The sequence below is a fragment of the uncultured Nostoc sp. genome, from assembly GCF_937863485.1.
Taxonomy (GTDB): domain Bacteria; phylum Cyanobacteriota; class Cyanobacteriia; order Cyanobacteriales; family Nostocaceae; genus Nostoc.
Genome location: NZ_CALMFY010000055.1, coordinates 20,560 through 37,894, shown reverse-complemented (window position 1 = coordinate 37,894; position 17,335 = coordinate 20,560). Strand labels below are relative to the sequence as shown.

At 45.3% G+C, this 17,335-nt stretch carries 18 protein-coding genes and 3 pseudogenes; 11 read left to right on the top strand and 10 right to left on the bottom strand.

Annotation, left to right across the window (positions count from 1 at the left end; all coding sequences use genetic code 11):
* Window positions 1-206: 206 nt before the first annotated feature.
* Window positions 207-1,124 (bottom strand): LysR family transcriptional regulator, encoded by a 918-nt coding sequence (locus Q0541_RS08020; RefSeq protein ID WP_298907951.1) that lies wholly within the window; start codon window positions 1,122-1,124, stop codon window positions 207-209.
* Window positions 1,125-1,420: 296 nt separating this feature from the next.
* On the opposite strand from Q0541_RS08020, the gene Q0541_RS08015 reads away from it, so the two are divergent.
* From Q0541_RS08015 to Q0541_RS07975, 9 genes are all read left to right on the top strand, one after another.
* Window positions 1,421-1,720, top strand: coding sequence for a muconolactone Delta-isomerase family protein (locus tag Q0541_RS08015; protein ID WP_298907949.1), 300 nt, complete (start codon window positions 1,421-1,423; stop codon window positions 1,718-1,720).
* A gap of 59 nt (window positions 1,721-1,779) precedes the next feature.
* Window positions 1,780-2,403 (top strand): NAD(P)-dependent oxidoreductase, encoded by a 624-nt coding sequence (locus Q0541_RS08010; RefSeq protein WP_298907946.1) that lies wholly within the window; start codon window positions 1,780-1,782, stop codon window positions 2,401-2,403.
* 131 nt (window positions 2,404-2,534) lie between these two features.
* On the top strand, window positions 2,535-2,837 hold the full coding sequence (locus Q0541_RS08005; protein WP_298907941.1) for a muconolactone Delta-isomerase family protein: 303 nt from the start codon (window positions 2,535-2,537) through the stop codon (window positions 2,835-2,837).
* 185 nt (window positions 2,838-3,022) lie between these two features.
* The gene (locus Q0541_RS08000) at window positions 3,023-3,988 is read left to right on the top strand and encodes an alpha/beta hydrolase (RefSeq protein ID WP_298907938.1); all 966 of its coding nucleotides are present in this window, start codon (window positions 3,023-3,025) and stop codon (window positions 3,986-3,988) included.
* A 119-nt stretch (window positions 3,989-4,107) separates the two neighbouring features.
* Window positions 4,108-4,341 (top strand): Nif11-like leader peptide family RiPP precursor, encoded by a 234-nt coding sequence (locus Q0541_RS07995; RefSeq protein WP_298907935.1) that lies wholly within the window; start codon window positions 4,108-4,110, stop codon window positions 4,339-4,341.
* 145 nt (window positions 4,342-4,486) lie between these two features.
* Window positions 4,487-4,780: a zinc-binding dehydrogenase gene (locus Q0541_RS07990; RefSeq protein ID WP_298907932.1), complete on the top strand. Its 294-nt coding sequence runs from the start codon at window positions 4,487-4,489 to the stop codon at window positions 4,778-4,780.
* A 272-nt stretch (window positions 4,781-5,052) separates the two neighbouring features.
* Window positions 5,053-6,054 (top strand): hypothetical protein, encoded by a 1,002-nt coding sequence (locus Q0541_RS07985; protein WP_298907928.1) that lies wholly within the window; start codon window positions 5,053-5,055, stop codon window positions 6,052-6,054.
* 227 nt (window positions 6,055-6,281) lie between these two features.
* Entirely contained in the window at window positions 6,282-7,049 is a 768-nt protein-coding gene (locus Q0541_RS07980; RefSeq protein WP_298907925.1) for a glucose 1-dehydrogenase, read from the top strand.
* 66 nt (window positions 7,050-7,115) lie between these two features.
* Window positions 7,116-7,856 (top strand): SDR family oxidoreductase, encoded by a 741-nt coding sequence (locus Q0541_RS07975; protein WP_298907922.1) that lies wholly within the window; start codon window positions 7,116-7,118, stop codon window positions 7,854-7,856.
* A 51-nt stretch (window positions 7,857-7,907) separates the two neighbouring features.
* Here Q0541_RS07975 and Q0541_RS07970 read toward each other — a convergent pair.
* The 4 genes and pseudogenes from Q0541_RS07970 to Q0541_RS07960 all read right to left on the bottom strand — a co-directional run.
* Window positions 7,908-8,267 (bottom strand): annotated as a pseudogene (locus Q0541_RS07970) (IS701 family transposase); the annotation flags it as partial.
* 153 nt (window positions 8,268-8,420) lie between these two features.
* Entirely contained in the window at window positions 8,421-8,615 is a 195-nt protein-coding gene (locus tag Q0541_RS34370; RefSeq protein WP_366941835.1) for a pentapeptide repeat-containing protein, read from the bottom strand.
* A 345-nt stretch (window positions 8,616-8,960) separates the two neighbouring features.
* Window positions 8,961-9,506, bottom strand: coding sequence for a DUF3124 domain-containing protein (locus tag Q0541_RS07965; RefSeq protein WP_298907919.1), 546 nt, complete (start codon window positions 9,504-9,506; stop codon window positions 8,961-8,963).
* Between the two features lie 75 nt (window positions 9,507-9,581).
* Window positions 9,582-10,259, bottom strand: a complete 678-nt coding sequence (locus Q0541_RS07960) for a TrkA family potassium uptake protein (RefSeq protein WP_298907916.1) — start codon at window positions 10,257-10,259, stop codon at window positions 9,582-9,584.
* A 698-nt stretch (window positions 10,260-10,957) separates the two neighbouring features.
* On the opposite strand from Q0541_RS07960, the pseudogene Q0541_RS07955 reads away from it, so the two are divergent.
* A pseudogene (locus tag Q0541_RS07955) lies at window positions 10,958-11,311 on the top strand (FtsX-like permease family protein); the annotation flags it as partial.
* A gap of 134 nt (window positions 11,312-11,445) precedes the next feature.
* Here Q0541_RS07955 and Q0541_RS07950 read toward each other — a convergent pair.
* The 3 genes from Q0541_RS07950 to Q0541_RS07940 all read right to left on the bottom strand — a co-directional run bounded on the left by Q0541_RS07950 (window position 11,446) and on the right by Q0541_RS07940 (window position 16,077).
* Window positions 11,446-14,451, bottom strand: a complete 3,006-nt coding sequence (locus tag Q0541_RS07950) for an MFS transporter (RefSeq protein WP_298907912.1) — start codon at window positions 14,449-14,451, stop codon at window positions 11,446-11,448.
* Window positions 14,452-14,742: 291 nt separating this feature from the next.
* On the bottom strand, window positions 14,743-15,276 hold the full coding sequence (gene infC / locus Q0541_RS07945) for a translation initiation factor IF-3 (protein ID WP_273767490.1): 534 nt from the start codon (window positions 15,274-15,276) through the stop codon (window positions 14,743-14,745).
* A 591-nt stretch (window positions 15,277-15,867) separates the two neighbouring features.
* The gene (locus Q0541_RS07940; RefSeq protein WP_298907902.1) at window positions 15,868-16,077 is read right to left on the bottom strand and encodes a hypothetical protein; all 210 of its coding nucleotides are present in this window, start codon (window positions 16,075-16,077) and stop codon (window positions 15,868-15,870) included.
* Here Q0541_RS07940 and Q0541_RS07935 point away from each other — a divergent pair.
* On the top strand, window positions 16,076-16,231 hold the full coding sequence (locus Q0541_RS07935) for a hypothetical protein (protein WP_298907899.1): 156 nt from the start codon (window positions 16,076-16,078) through the stop codon (window positions 16,229-16,231). The genes Q0541_RS07940 and Q0541_RS07935 overlap by 2 nt on opposite strands.
* Before the next feature lie 50 nt (window positions 16,232-16,281).
* Here the strand turns inward: Q0541_RS07935 and Q0541_RS07930 are convergent.
* Both Q0541_RS07930 and Q0541_RS07925 read right to left on the bottom strand, forming a co-directional pair.
* Window positions 16,282-16,449: pseudogene (locus Q0541_RS07930) on the bottom strand (transposase DNA-binding-containing protein); the annotation flags it as partial.
* A gap of 314 nt (window positions 16,450-16,763) precedes the next feature.
* Window positions 16,764-17,126: a hypothetical protein gene (locus tag Q0541_RS07925; protein WP_298907897.1), complete on the bottom strand. Its 363-nt coding sequence runs from the start codon at window positions 17,124-17,126 to the stop codon at window positions 16,764-16,766.
* Window positions 17,127-17,335 lie beyond the last annotated feature (209 nt).

Genomic DNA, 17,335 nt, shown 5'->3' with positions numbered 1-17,335 from the left:
TTAAGATTCTAAACCAGAAAAAACTGAAAAATAACACACCTTGAAAGGGCTAGGGTTAGGACTTACGCATTGACAGAAATATAAGCATATGCATTTAAATAGGAACGATAGCGCTCCGGTTCGAGTTGTGAGATTCGGGAGCGCCCCTCAAACCCAGAACTCTGGGGGTTAAGCGCGCGAACATTAACCCGAACTGACGTTAAGTTTTAGCGCATCTTTTGCTCAAGGAACTCTAAAAAGACTTTGACTTTCATTGGGACATATTTTCGACTGGGGTAAAGTGCGTTAATCGGGACCGGAGCTGATGACCACTGGGGTAAGACGTTTACTATATCCCCACCCTGTAACTCCTGCTGAAACAGAAATTCCGGTAGCAGCCCAATCCCTACTCCAGCAACGATTGCTTGATAAATGGGGGCAACGTCATTGCTGAGTAGTCGTGGATGAAAGGAGAGCGTTACTGTTTCGTGCTGTTTATTATCCAATGTCCAGGTCACTTCGTTCTGACGATGAGCCATACAAAGCAGCGTATGACTGGTCAAATCAGCAATTGCTCTTAGTTCGCCAGCGGTTTTGAGATAGGTTGCGCTGGCAAAGAGTTTCTGACGATCTGTGCTAATCCGCCGCATGATCAGGGTTGAATCGTCCAATTCCCCAATCCGAATCGCTAGATCATACCCTTCCTTCACAATATCCTTGTATTCAGTCGCCGCATGGAGAATCACTCGAATATCAGGGTAGGTCAGCAGAAACTCTGGCAAATTGGGTGCGAGAACAGACCGTACAAACAACGGGGTAGCTGTCACTCGCACAGTGCCTTGCGGATGTCCTTGCAGGCTGGCGATCGCATCATCACCATCATGTAACGCATTGAGAATAGGTGAACAGTTTTTGTAATACAGTCGTCCTTCTTCAGTAAGAGAAACCCGCCGCGTCGTGCGATGAAATAATCGGACTCCTAGCCGTTGCTCTAGCTTATTGACCTTCAGACTGACGGTAGATTTAGGCAAGTCTAGCGATCGCGCTGCTGCGGCAAATCCTCCCAGTTCCGCGACTTTGAGAAATACTAAAACAGCATTCAAATCGTCCATAACCTGCACTAACTGCAATGAGAGTATCTGCACTCTGCTATTGTCCAATATTAAAAACAATCAATTCATAAAAACCACCTTTATCTATATAAGTTGATTAATCATACTGGGAGATGTTAAATACAGAGGAAACTTTAAATCGAAGCAATCGCACGTTATGAAATCAAGCCTTGAACGAAAAATACTACGGTGGGTTCACATTGTTTTGAGCATCCCAGCGCACACTCAATCGCTACCGAAATGAAAGCTCATTTGAAAAACACCGTCCGTGTTACCCTTTTGACTTCCGATTCGATCAGAGTCTCTAAGCAAGCTAAATAGAGTGTCATATGCAATATCTTGTTATCTTCACACCCAAACAGAAATTCGGAAGCGATGAAATGCCCTCTGACTTCCCGCAATTGTTACTCGAGGAAGAGGCGCGAGCGAAAGATCTCTACATGGAGGGACTTCTCCGTCAATCGTGGGTGCTGGGCAAGAGGGATCATGGCGCGGCCGTTCTCTTTGAAGCGGAGTCACCGGAGCGCCTGCAAGAGATAATCGACAGCTTTCCACTGATCAAGGCTGACTACTCTGACACCCAGGTCTTCCCTCTCGCCCCAGATCCTGCATTCGCACAGAAGTCCTGATCAAGGCCCCATTTCTGTGAGTTGAAAACCCACTAAGCGTTACATAGGAAAGTTAAAATATGAAAATCTTAGTCATAGGAGCCGCCGGCAAGACCGGTAGAGCTGTAATCGAACAGGCTATAGCCGGTGGCCACCAGGTCACGGCCTTCGTTCATAAAGCTGATGAATACGAAGTCTCGGATGTTCGCGTCATCGAAGGGGACGCCACCGACAGTGCCACAATGGACGCAGCAGTCCTCGGTCAAGACGCGGTGCTTGACACGATCGGCGGCAAAACACCTTACAAGGAAACGACGCTCGAATCGAGTGCCGCCAACACCATCATTGCTGCCATGCAGCGAAACGGCGTGCATCGTCTCGTAGTCACTTCCATGCTTGGCGAAGGGGAGAGTGAGGCGAATACCCCCTTTTATGTGCGCTTACTGGTTTCGACCTTTTTGCGCGGCGCGGACAAGGACAAAGCGGCAATGGAGTCTGCTGTCGAGTCCAGCGGTCTGGACTGGGTGATTCTTCGCCCAGCCATCCTCACCGACGACCCCGCCAAGGGGAACATTCGAGTCTTCGATCCCGAAACGGGCGAGAAGGCTCATAAAATTACACGTGCCGACTTGGCTGACTTCATGCTTGCCCAGCTTTCCAGTAACGAATACCTCCATCAAACCGTTACTATCGCAAATAGCTAAGAACTCTTCGACCACGCTCTCTTTTTGGGGTCAGCAGCGTGTTCGTTGAGGCTTCGGCGTCTGCTTTCTTGCGGGTATGCCTCCTTTTTTGTCCGGTTTTCACAACCAACTAAGCTAAACAGAAGTGTCCTATGCAATATCTTGTTATCTTCACGCCCAAACAGAAATTCGAGACTGATGGAATGCCCTCTGACTTCCAGAAACGGGAACTCGAAGAGGAGGCGCAAGCGCAAGTCCTTTACGCGGAGGGAGGTCTCCGTCAAGTGTGGGCGCTGGACACGAAAAACCGCGGCGCAGGCGTTCTCTTTGAAGCAGAGTCACCGGAGCATCTGCAAAAGATGATCGATAGTTTTCCACTGATCGAGGTTGATTACGCTGACTACCAGATCTTGCCGCTCGCGCCGTATCCAGCATTCATGAAGAAGTCCGTCTAATCGCACCGCATAACAATACGCTCCAGCGAACGGAGGCTGATGATCGGGCTTTCTCTGTTTGTCGGGCCTTGTGTTGCCAGTCGCTGTCACTGAGCTTGGGTTCGTTAGCCCGTCTTCACTGGCAACTTAGCACAAACTGCCAAGCGGTGCCCGAACGAATTGTTACCAAGCAATGGAGAAAAAAGATGCAGTCCGACAATGAGAAGCTTGAACCCAGCAATGCTAATGCAGCCGAGATCCGCCATCCGCTCACCGAAAAGGATGGCGAGCTCGTCGCTGTGATGCGGACGGAGGCTGCTTCCTCCAAAGGCAAGCTGAGCGGACCGGATGCTCGCGGTTCCTTCGACGAGATCATGGAGAAAACCCCGGACGCGCTGGGTGTAAGCTATGAGCAAGGTGTAGTTGGGGGTGTGCCAGGCGTTTGGTGCCATCCGCAGAACCCACACCTAGGCGTCGCCATCATCCATCTTCACGGGGGAGCGTATGCACAAGGTTCGGCGCATGCATATCGGCATCTCGCCGGCCAGGTCGCCGCACGCACAAGCGCATCCGCGTTCGTGGTGGACTACAGGCTCGCACCGGAACACCCCTTCCCAGCCGCCTTGGACGATGCGAAGGCGGCTTATCGCGGACTCGTCGAACAGGGCACCCAGAAGATCGCGATCGTCGGAGACTCAGCCGGTGGCGGTCTGGCTCTGGTCCTATTGTCAGTCACACAATCCGATGCGCTTGCAGGCGGTGGCATTGCTCCCTCCGCTGCCGTTGTGATGTCGCCCTGGACAGACCTGGCCTTGACAGGACTGAGTTTACAGGACCACGCAGACGACGATCCACTGTTGACGAGGGAGGTGCTGTCAATGGCTAGTGCGAGCTACCTGAACGGGCACGATCCAAGCGATCCGCTGGTTTCGCCGCTTTACGGCAGCTTCACTGGCTTGCCCCCGATTCAAATTCACGTTGGAACGAGCGAGGTGCTGCTCGATGACACGCGCCGCTATGCCAAGCGTGCCCATGCCGAGGGGGTCGATGTGACGGCTCACGTGTGGGAAGGAATGACGCACGTCTTTCCAGGGAACGTCGGAACACTGAACGCAGCGGAGGCGGCTTTGGGCATGATAGCTAGCTTCCTCAAGAGCAAGACTAATCCGTAATACGTTCCGTTGAGCAGAAACTTGCTAAGCAAACACTTATATAAACCAATCATGAAAAACAACGAAGCGAACAACATGCCATAAAGCTACTGCATCAATTCACAAGGAGATAAATTGACATGGCTCAAACACCGATCAACCAATTTTTTGCAGCTATTAGACAAAACCAAGCGTTACAGGCACAGTGTCAAGCTGCAGGCGATATACAAACTTGCGTCAACCTTGCAGAAGCACAAGGCTATCTCTTCACGGCTGAAGAACTGCAGGCTGAGTTGAGCAAATTATCAAAAGAAGAGGTGGCAGAATTAGTCAATCCAGGAATAGCCCCTCGACTACATATTGAGCCGCACTGATTTGTGATTTAGGGGACTATTGATATTTCTTAACCCGAAAGTGACAAGGAAAGCGATCGCTTTGCAGCTAGATCCATTAGAGGGTGTCTGAAAAGCTATAGAGCAAGTCGTCTGAGCATCAACAGACAAACAATGAGGTAAGCCAATGAAGATTCTCGTAACAGGTGGAACCGGCAATGTAGGTAGTGCAGTGCTGAAGCCGGGTGGCATTTTAGTTTCAATCCCTGCTCCCCCCAATGCTCAAGATGCTCAAGGACGAGGTATCCGTGCTGAGATGGTGGATGCGAAACCCTCTGCCTCGCTGCTGAAAGAAATTGCGAATTTACTTGATTCTGGGCAGGTTAAGACAGTTATTGCTCAGACCTTTCCCTTGTCTGAAGCCCGTCAAGCTCAAGACCTAAGTCAGAGTGGGCATGTTCGCGGCAAAATCGTGCTGTAAATTAGCGCTTAGGTGTAATGACTCATTAAGTTAGCCTTCAATATGTTTTTCAAACGCTTTTGGTTCGGAAACAGAATTTGGCTAATGTTCTGAGTCAATACACTTACTACCGGGAGCGGTATTTGATTAACACATCAGTCCTGTAAAAGCCTTGCTGCAAGGCATCCCTGAAAAAACTGTTCACCATAACCCGCTCCCAGTAGTAGGTTGTAAGAATTGCTCTGTCCTTAAAAAGTTTTTGCAACACAACCAATAGACGAGAGGAGAACCGTATGGCACAGCTAAAGCTTGACATTGCATTTTGGAACTATGACCGCACCCGTGCTCTGGCAGATGGCACGGTGAAAATCGAGGGTGTCGATGCTACGTATCACAGCGCCCCGATCGTGACAGAAATCTTCCGAGGCGTGATTGGGGATCGGAAATTCGATGTCTCCGAATTGGGCATGACATACTTCCTGCGCACATTTGAGGGCGGAGAGTCGCCATTCGTTGCGATTCCCGTCTTTCCCAATCGAGCGTTTCGGCATTCCGCGATTTACATCAACAAGGCAAGCGGCATCGAGAGACCTGAAGACCTTAACGGTAAAACCATTGGCGAACTCGCCCTCTACAGCCACGATGCAGGCATCATGCCGAAGGGGATGCTGTCGGATGAGCACGGGTTCAAACCCGAGACGTGCCGCTGGGTTATCGGCGGACTCGACTGGCCGTTGAAGCCGATCGACTTCGTTCCGCATACGCATCCGGTAAATGTCGAGGTGACGGACATTCCAAAGGGCAAAGAGTTGGGTGCCATGCTTGAAGCTGGCGAACTCGATGCGCTGATTTCAGCGGATGTGCCGAAGTGCATCCTTGAGAACTCACCCAAAGTGACGCGCCTCTTTCCTGACTACCCAACGGTGGAGCGCGAGTATTACAAGCGCACGGGCATTTTCCCGATCATGCACACCGTGGTCATCCGCAAGGACATTCTCACGCAGCATCCCGGATTGGCGCAGTCAGTGTATAGGGGCTTCTGGGAGTCCAAGAAGGCTGCGGAGGAAGAGTACAAGCACGGCGTGATCTTCAACAACATGGGCACGATGTTCCCGTGGTTCAGCAAACTCATCACAGACGATCGTGCAGTGCTCGGTGAAGACTGGTGGCCATACGGGATCGAGGCGAACCGGAAAGCTATTGATGCTGTGCTTCGCTACCACTTCGAGCAGGGTATCACCAATCGCCTCTTCAAGATCGAGGATATCTTCCTGCAGGAGCTGCTCACCGCATAGCAGCTCCGTCCCGAGCTATGTCTTTTGTTTTCGGAAAATGACTCAATATGTTTTTCAAACGCTTTTAGTTCGGAAACAGAATTTGGCTAATGTTCTGAGTCAATACACTTAGGGGTTATCGACTCGTAAAAAATCGGTCATTTGCTTTAAATCGTGGTGCAATCGTTCTCTTTGCAGAGGAGTCACCGAAGCAGTTAAACACCTTCAAATGCACAAAGAAGTTATCAATGAAAAAGCTAGCAGGAAAAGTCGCCATTGTTACCGGATCGAGCCGTGGAATTGGCAAAGAGATTGCGATGAAATTGGCGCACGAAGGCGCTAAAGTGGTCGTCAATTACAGTAGCAGCCCTAAGAAAGCTGAAGAAGTTGTCAACCAAATTCAGCAACAGGGCGGCGAAGTCATGGCAATCCAAGCTGATATGAGTCAGGTTGACCAAATTCAGCAGTTGGTGACAACAGCAATTGATCAGTACGGTCAACTCGATATTTTGGTCAGTAATGCTGGGATTGAGCACTTCGGAAAGCTAGAGGAGATCACCCCGCAAGATTTCGAGCGTGTGTTCAGTGTAAATGTTGCCGGTCAGTTGTTTGCTGCGGAGGCTGCTGCTCGCTACCTTCCGTCCGGTGGACGTATCGTGCTGACTTCCTCCGACAGTGCCCGGAAGTCGGTCTTCTATCACACGCTCTATGCTGCCAGCAAAGCTGCCGTTTCAGCAATGGTGCTCAATTTAGCACCTGAGTTGGGGGAGCGTGGGATCACCATTAACGCCATTGCTCCAGGTGGCACAGCGACGGACATGGCCCAAGAGAATGCAAAGCGTTACACACACCCAGCGCTCCAGAACGTACCGCCCGAGGCTGTGCTCAAGAGCCAGATATCACTGCAGCGTCTAGCGCAGCCGAAAGAAATTGCAGCGGCGGTGACATTTCTAGTCTCTGATGATGCTTCCTACATCAACGGTAGCACACTCGCGGTTGACGGCGGATGGCTCTAAAGCTGATTAATTCGGGCGTAGAAGTGTTTGTTTAATCCAAGCTAATCTAAACAGAGAAAAATTACGATGCTGAATATAGAAAACAAAGTCATTATCATCACCGGAGCCAGCAGCGGCATCGGTGAAGCTAGTGCCAGGCTGTTAGCTCAAAATGGCGCAACTGTTGTTCTAGGTGCGCGGCGCACCCAAAAGCTGGAAAAGATTGTCGGCGAGATCCGCGCAGCAGGCGGCACAGCAGAATTCAAAGCCGTGGATGTCAGCAATCGCGAGGATATGAAAGCATTCATCCACTTTGCTAGAGACAAATTTGGTCGCGTCGATGTCATCTTTAACAATGCAGGCGTTATGCCCCTGTCTCCAATGAATGCTCTGAAAGTTGAGGAGTGGGATAGCACGATCAATGTGAATATCTACGGCGTGTTAAACGGCATTGCTGCTGGTCTGCCAATCATGGAAGCACAAGGCGGCGGTCAGTTTATCAACACCGCATCCATCAGCGCGCATGTGGTGGGATCTAACAGCGCAGTCTATTCTGCCACAAAATTTGCGGTTTGGGCTATTTCCGAAGGACTGCGGCAGGAATCGAAAAATATCCGCGTCACCACATTATGCCCCGGTGTGGTTGCGACTGAACTTGGCTCAGATATAACAGACGAATCATCAAAAGACGCTTTGCAAAAATTCCGCAAGACTGCACTCACCCCAGATGCAATCGCCAGAGCCGTCTTGTATATTGTGTCCCAGCCGGATGATGTCGATGTCAACGAATTGATTGTCCGCCCGACAGCAAGTTTAACGAATCTCTAAAGGAAACATCAGGCATAGAAAGCTTTTAACTTTAACCGTAATAGGAGCAGTTTTTATGTTGTAGATGCGATAGTTTACAGGTACAGATTACCTGATAGGTATGCGTAGTACAATGTTATTAACTAAATCACTTTGACTGCACGATGATGTTTTCCTGACCAAAAATAACCGATTAATTCTGTTATATTTTGGTCACTATAAGACTTATCAATTACTGTATCGTCGTAACTTATGTTCCACCGCTCAAATTGATATGTGGTCTTAACTCGATAAATAAATCCTTGGGTTCATACTGCTCCGGCAACAAAAATCTGTTGACACTATCATGAGATAAATCTTCCAGGATTCTTGTCAAACGTACACATCCTGGGTATTTTTATTCGCCAGGAGAAATAGAGTGTAAGTGTTCAAGTCACACTTTGCTGTTGATGGCTTAGTAGTACCTCTGATAATCTTAACCCCAGATAGAGCAACGTAGGTATTATCCGCTTGGAGCAGCCCATAATGATTAGTGATCGCTGGGTCGCTTCCTTAATTTCCTGAACGCGTATCTTGTCTTTATTGTCAATGCGTAAGTACTAGGGGTGTTCGGAAATCCACCAGTGCATCTCGCAGGTTCGCTCGCCACAGGCTAGTTCTTCCCAAAAACACGCGGTTTAGCCTCGCCTCTGATATATTTGCAGCGTAGAAAGTTGCATTATTCAAGTTGGTTTCAGAAAAATCTGCTCGATGAAAGTCCGCGTAGGTTGCATTGACAATCGTGGTGCGTTACGTGTAACCCACCCATGTATCCTAGAAGAGTAGCGATCGCACTAATAACGTAAGTTGCTAGTTAGTGCCCGATAACGCTATCAAAATGATACAAAAACCTTGTTTTTCAGTATTTATAAATAATGAAATGTCAGTTATTATACTTATAAATAGGCATTTTTTTATAACTAGTAGTCTGCCAAGCTAAGTTTGCAGAGTTAAATAACGAACCGCAGAGGCAAAGTGACATTAAGAAATATTCGCTAATTTGTCATCATCAATCTTCAATATTTATACGTATTTAAAGTGTATTTATGATTAACCGTATTTACACCGAATAGAAACTCTTTGTGATTATGAATTAGGTTGACTTTTGATGACTCTACCGGGACTAATAAAAGAAATTCCTTGCTGAAAGTCAGTACCAATCATGACTGCTTCCACTATAGGTTCGGATATATCTGTTTGGGCTACCCACTCTATAATAAAGTTTGCGCCTAAACCTCCACTAGTGTCATTTCTATTAATAAAAAAATCTGTAGAAGCTAGTGCATCAAGCTGAATAGGGCGCTCTAAATACTGTTTAACTAATTTCCCCTCTGAGTTATAGTAGCGCACGGAAGTAATGATCATCGGATTGGTCAAATCTGTATTCCGAATACTGAGCGTAACTGCTAACTCGAAAATCTCCTGACGATTGTGATGATAGATATGAGAATAGACAGGAACATAAACAGTTTGACCGCTTGCTATCTTAAAATTCTTATCCAGCGTCACTATTTTTTGAGATGGGGTTGCTTGAGTGGCATCGGGTTGTGACTTGGGTGGAATACTTGTTGATTGACAAGATACAAGAAAAATAACAGCGATCGCTAAATAAAGATGTGGATACGGCTTCATTAAAACTATTTACACCCATTTTTTATACATCTGTAGCTAACCCCATCTAATAAAAAGTTTAGGTGGGGACTGCGCTCAACATTTTTGTTCAATAAAATCAATTACTTGGTGTAAAGATCCTGGTTTAGTCACAATCAGCACTGTTGAATGAGGTTCCAGTATTGTACTGCCGTTAGGAATCATTAAGTCTTCGTGGGGATGGGGTTGATAGCCAATAATTAACGAACCACTAGGAAACCCGGAATCCTGAGCGATTTCGGCAACGCTACGACCAGCAACATAGCAATTGTTTGGGATGGCAAGTTTCAGAACCTCAATTTGCCCTTGCTCAAAATGCATCATTGATTCTACTTGCGGATACTCAATGGCATTCACCATTGTTGAAACTGCTAGTTCAACAGTACTGATGATATGGTTGGCTCCAGCTATCCGCAGTGGTTCGGCAAAATCGGGGTGGCGCATCCGACTTAAAAGGTGAGGAACACCATAATGTTTCGCAAGAGTTACCATTGCCAAGTTTAAAGCATCACTTCTCAGGACAGCTGCCAAGGAGCCGGCTTTCCGAATCCCAGCTTCTAACAATACTTCTGTACTCACAGCACTTCCTTCAAAAGCCATTGCTCCTACTTGTTCACGAGCATAGCGACAAGCTATAGGATCAATGTCAATAACGGCAACAGTATGTCCTACTTCTACCAGTTTTTGGGCTAAAGTCAGCCCCACTAAGCCTGCTCCACCAATTAGTACGTACATGAATGTTCCTAATGCTCTTTCACTTCTTACTTCACTTTATAGGCTAACAAGGAAATGAAGATGTAGCTTGTGAGGATAATTCGGTACTTAGAGCCTATCCGATTTCATTGCTTTTCTAATCATTTTGGATCACTTCTTTTTTTTGAACTCCCTAATTTATTCTTTATCTGCTTTGGCAGTGAGGTTTGCTCATCTTATATAGTTTCCTAAAGCAACCCCGGATTGTGCAGGAGCAATGCCGCCTAGTAGTGCTGTTAGGCAGCACAACAGATACAAAGTTAATTTTCATTCATTTATCTTTGAAGTATGCTAATTTATAACTTGGTTGATATAAAAGTTATTCTCCAATCGAATAATTAAAAATTGACAATGCATCAATATAACATCAGTGCTTTATCAGCAAAGCCAAAAAATCCTTGTTTGAAACAAAGCACGGATAAATAAGATTTTTATTATTCTCATTAGAGAATAATAAAAAAGCGTTATGTAGGCTTTTAAATTATGATGTTGAGCCATTATCTTTTGCAAATAATTTAGGCAATTATTTGTTTTTTTTAAGAGTAATGTCTAATTAAAGAGCATAGTTGTGAGATACTGGGCAGGATGAGTGAAAAGGCTATGGTTGACCTTGCTTCTGCTCCCCCTACCTATGCATCATTAACTAGACGATATAATTGTTAATACTAAAATATTCTATTATTTCGCTGTTAGTAGGTGGTATTGGCATCATGAATATCATGCTAGTCTCAGTGACTGAACGCACCCAGGAAATTGGCTTACGTAAGGCACTTGGGGCAACTCAAGAAGCGATTCTAACTCAGTTTTTGATTGAGGCAATCATTCTGTCAGTAGCTGGCGGTTTAATTGGCGTTGGTGTGGGCATCAGTGGCACTACGATTGTGGGACTTTTTACCCCTTTTAAACCCAGTGTGCCAGTAGGGGCGATCGCTATGGCTGTCGGTGTCTCTGGTGGGATTGGTCTAATTTTTGGTGTTGTTCCAGCTCGTAGAGCGGGTCAACTCGACCCAATAGTTGCAATAAGTAGCGCTTAAAATGTCAAATTTACTTTCTACTCGTTCTTGTTCGCCTAGAAAACATTTCTCAAGTCTACGATTGTGAAGAAACACAAGTCCAAGTACTACTTAGCAGCAATGGAAATAACAAAATTATTCCAGCAGAGGTTTTTTCAATTGTAATTTTTAAACTGGTATTTTTCGAGTAACTCTTTAACTTGAGCAGCCACTAAAGGATGTGGATCTTTTTGTAACTGGGGTAAGATTTGCAGGAGAACGCGATGTGAAACCAGATGCAAGTATGCGATCGCAGCTTCTCTGACAAAGCCAGTTGGATGACGCAAACTCATTAAAATCTCAGAACTTGTCAGTCGGATGCGAGTCACTTGAGCAAAATGAAAACAGCAAGCTAGGCACCAGTCAGAAAGCAAGTTACCCAACATCAGCAATCTGTGGAGGCGATCGCTAACTACCATATTTTCATATTCTAGGATCTTGGCTTCTACAAGATGTTGCAATTTTTCTGCCTGCGGTCGGTTATCTAAAGTATTCAGCAACAGAGACTTTGAAGACAGAATTACGGTATGCTCTAAGATTTCTAAGCCCCGCGCTAAGTTTACCACTGAGAGCGATCGCAGATTAAATGCTGCTGCCTGCATCTTTTCTGGCGAGTAAAGCAGTCTCAGTAACAGTAGCAGCCGATCTTTGACATCCAATTCCAATTCTAGGAGGGCGCGTTGTAGTAATTCAGAGACAATCACAATCTTTTGACTTGATTGATGATTTTCTTTTTCGTCTAGTGTTTTGAAGTCAATGTAGGCGGCGTAAATCTCACCTAAAAACTTTAATTCCTGTTGTATTAAATTTTCTACTCGACTTTCATAAAACCGATCTACTAAACCTGTAATTCCTGGTTGTTTATGTATTTTTAGTAAGCTGCGGAGAATATGATCCCTGGTAGTTCCCCAAGATGATTCCAAGTTTTCCCATAAAGTCTCTAATGCTTGCTGGGTGCCAATTTGAGCAATAGTCCGCCAAGCATACATCCGCACTACTTCTGGTTTGTAAATATTGATAGCCAACTGCAACAGCATCTCTACAGCTTCATTCTCCAGTAGTATTAGGGCTGACATTGCTGTACTGCGGGTTGATTTATAATAAAGTGCTGCAATCAGTGCCGAATAGTACTCCTCTAAATGGGTTGCTGCAATCATTTCTAATACGGCACAGCGCACCCTTAAGGACTCATCTTGTAATAAATTCGGGATGTAAATCCGCAACGCCTGCAAATAAACTGCTTCTCTGAGCGCTCTGACTCCATTCACCCGTTCCCGTTCTTGCTTATGAGTCAACATCCGGCGCATGGTTTGGGTAGCAGCTACCTTTTGCATGGGCGTTCCCTGGCGTAAGACTAAAGCGGCGGCGGTGGCGCGGATGAGTGAGTTTTGGCGGGGGTTCAAGTATTCTTCTAAAGTACTTAAATTGGGATTTGGTTCAGCTAGCCAAACGTAGCGTAGCGCCAAGGCAAAAACTTCGGGGTTAGTTTCTTGGGGTTGTTCTAACAAAGGACGGATGGCGGCTAGATAAGCGGGATTGGCACCTGCCATCAGCATCACCTCCAAACTTTGGCGCTGCAAATCTGGGGTTAACTTGAATAATAGGGGTGCTAAAACTTCCGCAGCTCCAAGGGAATCAATTTGGGCTAAAAGTTCAATACAAGAACGTTTATCAGCCTCACTGCCTTTTTCTGCTAAAGCTTTGACTACCCCCTGCTTAAAGAATCGCAGACCCACATTCGTTGCACTTAAGTGACCCCGTGCCACACTTAAGACTAACAGTTCAACATAGCGCGATCGCAATTCCCAAACTACTTTTAAACAGGCACTAGCTATCAGCATTGTTTCTGCTACCAACACCCACTTTTGCAGGGGTACAGGTACAAACCTCCCACAAAACAATAGAGTTACAAAAATTAGCGCTCCTGTCAAACCTGTAGCGATCGCTTCGGCGGTTCCACCAGATAAAGTCTGCATCCGGCTGCGAATTGCCTCTGGAATCGGTTGGTACAGGATGGGGCCGCTACTCATGACAAAGGTGTAGCGCAGAAGTTCATCGCAGAATTTAACAATCACTAGACCCCAAAAAAAGCTTTGCGATTGTATGGCTGGAATTAAATTCAGGAATACCAGCACTCCTGGTAGTGAAAAGCCTACAGTGATTGGTAAAAGTGTGGCTGTGAAAAATACCCCCATCCGTTCGATGAGTCGGCTGGAAATAAACCACTGCAACAACAACTCACACAGTCCTAACATGCCACCAAAAAGACCCAAGAAGCTAGCGAGTTCTCGATCACCCAAATTAGATTGAAGTTCGCGCAGATATTGAAAATCTACTAACAACCCAATGACTTGCAACAGACCCACAAAGGCAAACAATTGCCAGACATAGCGTTTCAGCGGACTTTTAATGAAACGCTCTCGTGAGGTTTGTTCTTCAGAAATTAGTCTTTGTGGAGTTTCAGGAAAAGCTGCTCGATAGTGATGAGTTAAATAGAAGAGAATCCCCGATCCGAATAAAATTACTGTACAGGCGATCAGGATGATCTTATTCAGCGTGGTGTATTGCACTAGCCAAGGCAAACTAAAGCCACTAATCACATCTGCTACCAAAAGACCACTACTCACCAGTGGGTAAGTGCGCTTAATCTCCCGAATGTTAAATAGTTGGTTGGCGACGATGGAGGTGTTGAGGTCATTGACCACATAAAGTGCATCTACCCACAGCCGCAGCAGAAATACCGAAATCACTGCCAGGTAGGAAAAGTGCGCTCCCCAACGTAATACAACTAATAAAACTAATGGCATTAACATGCAAGGCGCGATCGCTACAATCACCCTGCGTAAGGGAAAAATCTTTTGTAACCAAGAGTATAAAAAAACCAGTCCTGCACTCATAACGGCACTGGCAATATACATCCACGGCAGTAGGTTAGTTCCGTATTTATCCAAAAATAGCGCCACCGTACTGTCCTCTGCCCACCGCAATCCTACACATACAGTTGTGTAAAAAACAAACATTATCCGAGTCCGTTCACTCTCCTCTGGTCGGAGATTCACCCACTGTAGTAGTCGTGGTAAAGCAACTTTATTTGCAGCCAACCAGTGATTTTTCAGTTCCATGCAGTTTTATTTTCTGGTAGTATCACCGCGCAATAGGCGAGTTGGGATCTGGCGTTCCAAGAAAAGAAAATACTTCCTTGTCCTCCTCGTCCCTCATCTCCTGGAAATAGCAAAAGTCCTGAGCAACTGAGTCTTATGTTTCCCACTCAGCCTTCAGGACTATCGATTTTCGATAAATTTAAATGACCTCAGTACCTTTGGGCGCATGTTGTATCCAAACGAAAAACGAAAAAATCCCCTGGTTATAAGTCAGGGGATTTTCAAACTTGGTCTATTAAACTAGTTAGAGAATTATTTTTTGGGCGAGATGAGCATCATCATGTTTCGCCCTTCTTTTTTAGGCATTTGTTGAACCTCACCAAATGGCTCCAAATCCGTTGCCATTCGCTTGAGCAAATCTTCTGCTAGGTCGCTGTGTTGAATTTCTCGACCCCGGAACATCACAGTAGCTTTGACTTTATCGCCATCTTTTAAAAAGCGCTCTGCTTGCTTGACACGCACGTTGTAGTCGTGTTCTTCTATTTTGTAGCGCATCTTAACTTCTTTGACATCAGCCGTGTGCTGCTTTTTCCGGGCTTCTCGTGCTTTTTTCTCCTGCTCAAACTTATATTTCCCGTAGTCCATAATCCGACAAACTGGTGGGTCAGCTTTATCACTGAGTAGCACCAAATCTAACTCTTTTTCTTCTGCTAGTTGTAGTGCTTCCAGTGGGGGCATAATTCCCAGTTGGGCACCGTCAGTGTCAATCACCCGAATTTTGGGGAAGCGAATTCGTTCGTTAATTTGGGGCAGATCGCGAGTTCTTTTCTTCTCAATCACAGGCATTATGATTTGTGGGAGCTCTTAATGAAGGATTTGGTATGGTCTTGATTGGTATGCCGCAGAGGCAAAATAAAAACATAGTCTACAGTTCTAGGGTAACTAATCTATAAAATAGTTGCCTGGTTGTATTTGTCATTCTACTGACTTTGAAAGAATTTCTTTGCAATAGTTAATCTAAATAACACAACATCAAATCATGTTAAATATTATTACAATTATTTCGCAATGCAATACTTTTTGTGATCGCATTGAGCAACATATCTCCAGAATACCTTGATCACAGATGCAGGACATCTAGCAAAACTAATGAAGTTTTCGCTTACCGACTCACCCAGCAGGGATTTTAATCCCTGGAACCAATAACCAAAGTCCTTTAAACAGGACTAATAAAAGGTTCCAATCCACTTGAGTGGACTTCAGCTATTAGCCTTGCACTTGAGTGTAACGCAGGATAGATTGACTTAAGGTCAAAACCTGCACACAAATCTAGATTTAGATGAGCTTATGACCAATTCAGCGCACCTACCTAAAGATAACCTTATGATTGTTCACTGCAACAATTGGCTTGAGGGATTGAGACGTCTGTGGGGCAGTTTAAGCTGATTTTGGCCCGGTGTAATTATGATATTGCGCGATCGCCTTATCCAAAGATTGCGTCAAATCTGTCAAGTCGAAATTCGGCTTTTGCTGGTGCAGTAATCTCGTAGAACTCTTTATACCGCCCCGAATGGAGAAATTCGGACAGAAGGCACCAGCCTGTATGATGGTAGTGGGCTTGGAAACAGTGCAGGATTTGGTAATCATGTTAACTTCTGCTAATCAGGTGCGGGAGGAGTTTGGCATGTGGATTGATGATAAAATCTATAAGCAACTGATGCAAGTAGCTGCTGATTTAGAGAGTTGGGCTACTACAAGAAATTTGGCGATCGCAATTGCTGAATTAATTGATTTTCTGTAACAAACAGCAGTGAAATTATTTTATAATCATTTAAAGATTAATTTATCAATTTGCGCTGAAATAAAATCAGCATGGGAATCATCGATATATGGTGAATTCCAAAAATCAGATGTTGCTTGGGTTGCTGTTTTATTTCCTGATGCTTGGGGTACACTGCAATCTAGCTGTGCCGCTAAGTTTTCCACGATTTTTATCAGACGTTTCTTGCCTCTTGGGTTTCAGGTGGGATCTCAATCCCTATCTGCAAAATTCCCCTTGTCCCCAAATCTCTTTCTTCAATTTTATGGTAGCTGGCAATGTCTAGAATAAATAAAATTAATGGGCCATTAAAGGTAAAAAGATTAAATTTTCTTTTTACCTTTGCCCTTTAACCTGATTCTGCAAGAACTTTAATGCCTTTTTGTGGAGGACTAAATCAGACTTTTACTAGGGCGTGGATGCAACGTAGCTTGTCGTCAGACATCGCAACCTAGATGTAATCAAATAGCTCCTCTGGTTTTAGCAAAATATTAATTGAAAAGTGGATATAGTATTACTTCACTTCACTGGGTTCAAACTTAGTCACTTTACCTTTCTTAATTGCTACAATCACATCGTAGTATGAACAGTAAGCGAATGTGATATCATTGGCTTTGTTGTAAAGGTTAACTACGTGACCTGCACCACCTACCTGGATACCGATTGGCTCCAAGTCACCGTAAAAGAAACGACGTAGTTGATCACCACTACCAATCTTACCCTTACTCTTAGTTAGCAAGTCTAATTTCTGTGTTAGAGACATTTCTTGGGCTGCTGATGCCTGCACTAATAACGGATTGATCACCTTTAATGGTGCGTCCCAAACTGTGAGAAAACCAACCAAAGCGACACTTGTAAGTATGGGTGCAAGTTTCATTTGTTACTCTCTTCTTTGTTTTATCCTGAACATCCCAAGCATCTCAGGTGGGAGTGAGAGTTGATTGAAACTAAGCCACTATTTTCATGAATTTATCCTTTGAGAAAATTTAGTTGATTCTCAGCACTTTCTCAGGCAATCATGGTTACTCCAAGTCACAGCAGAATTTAAGTATTTTCTCAACAAAACCTTATTCAGAACTGAATGAC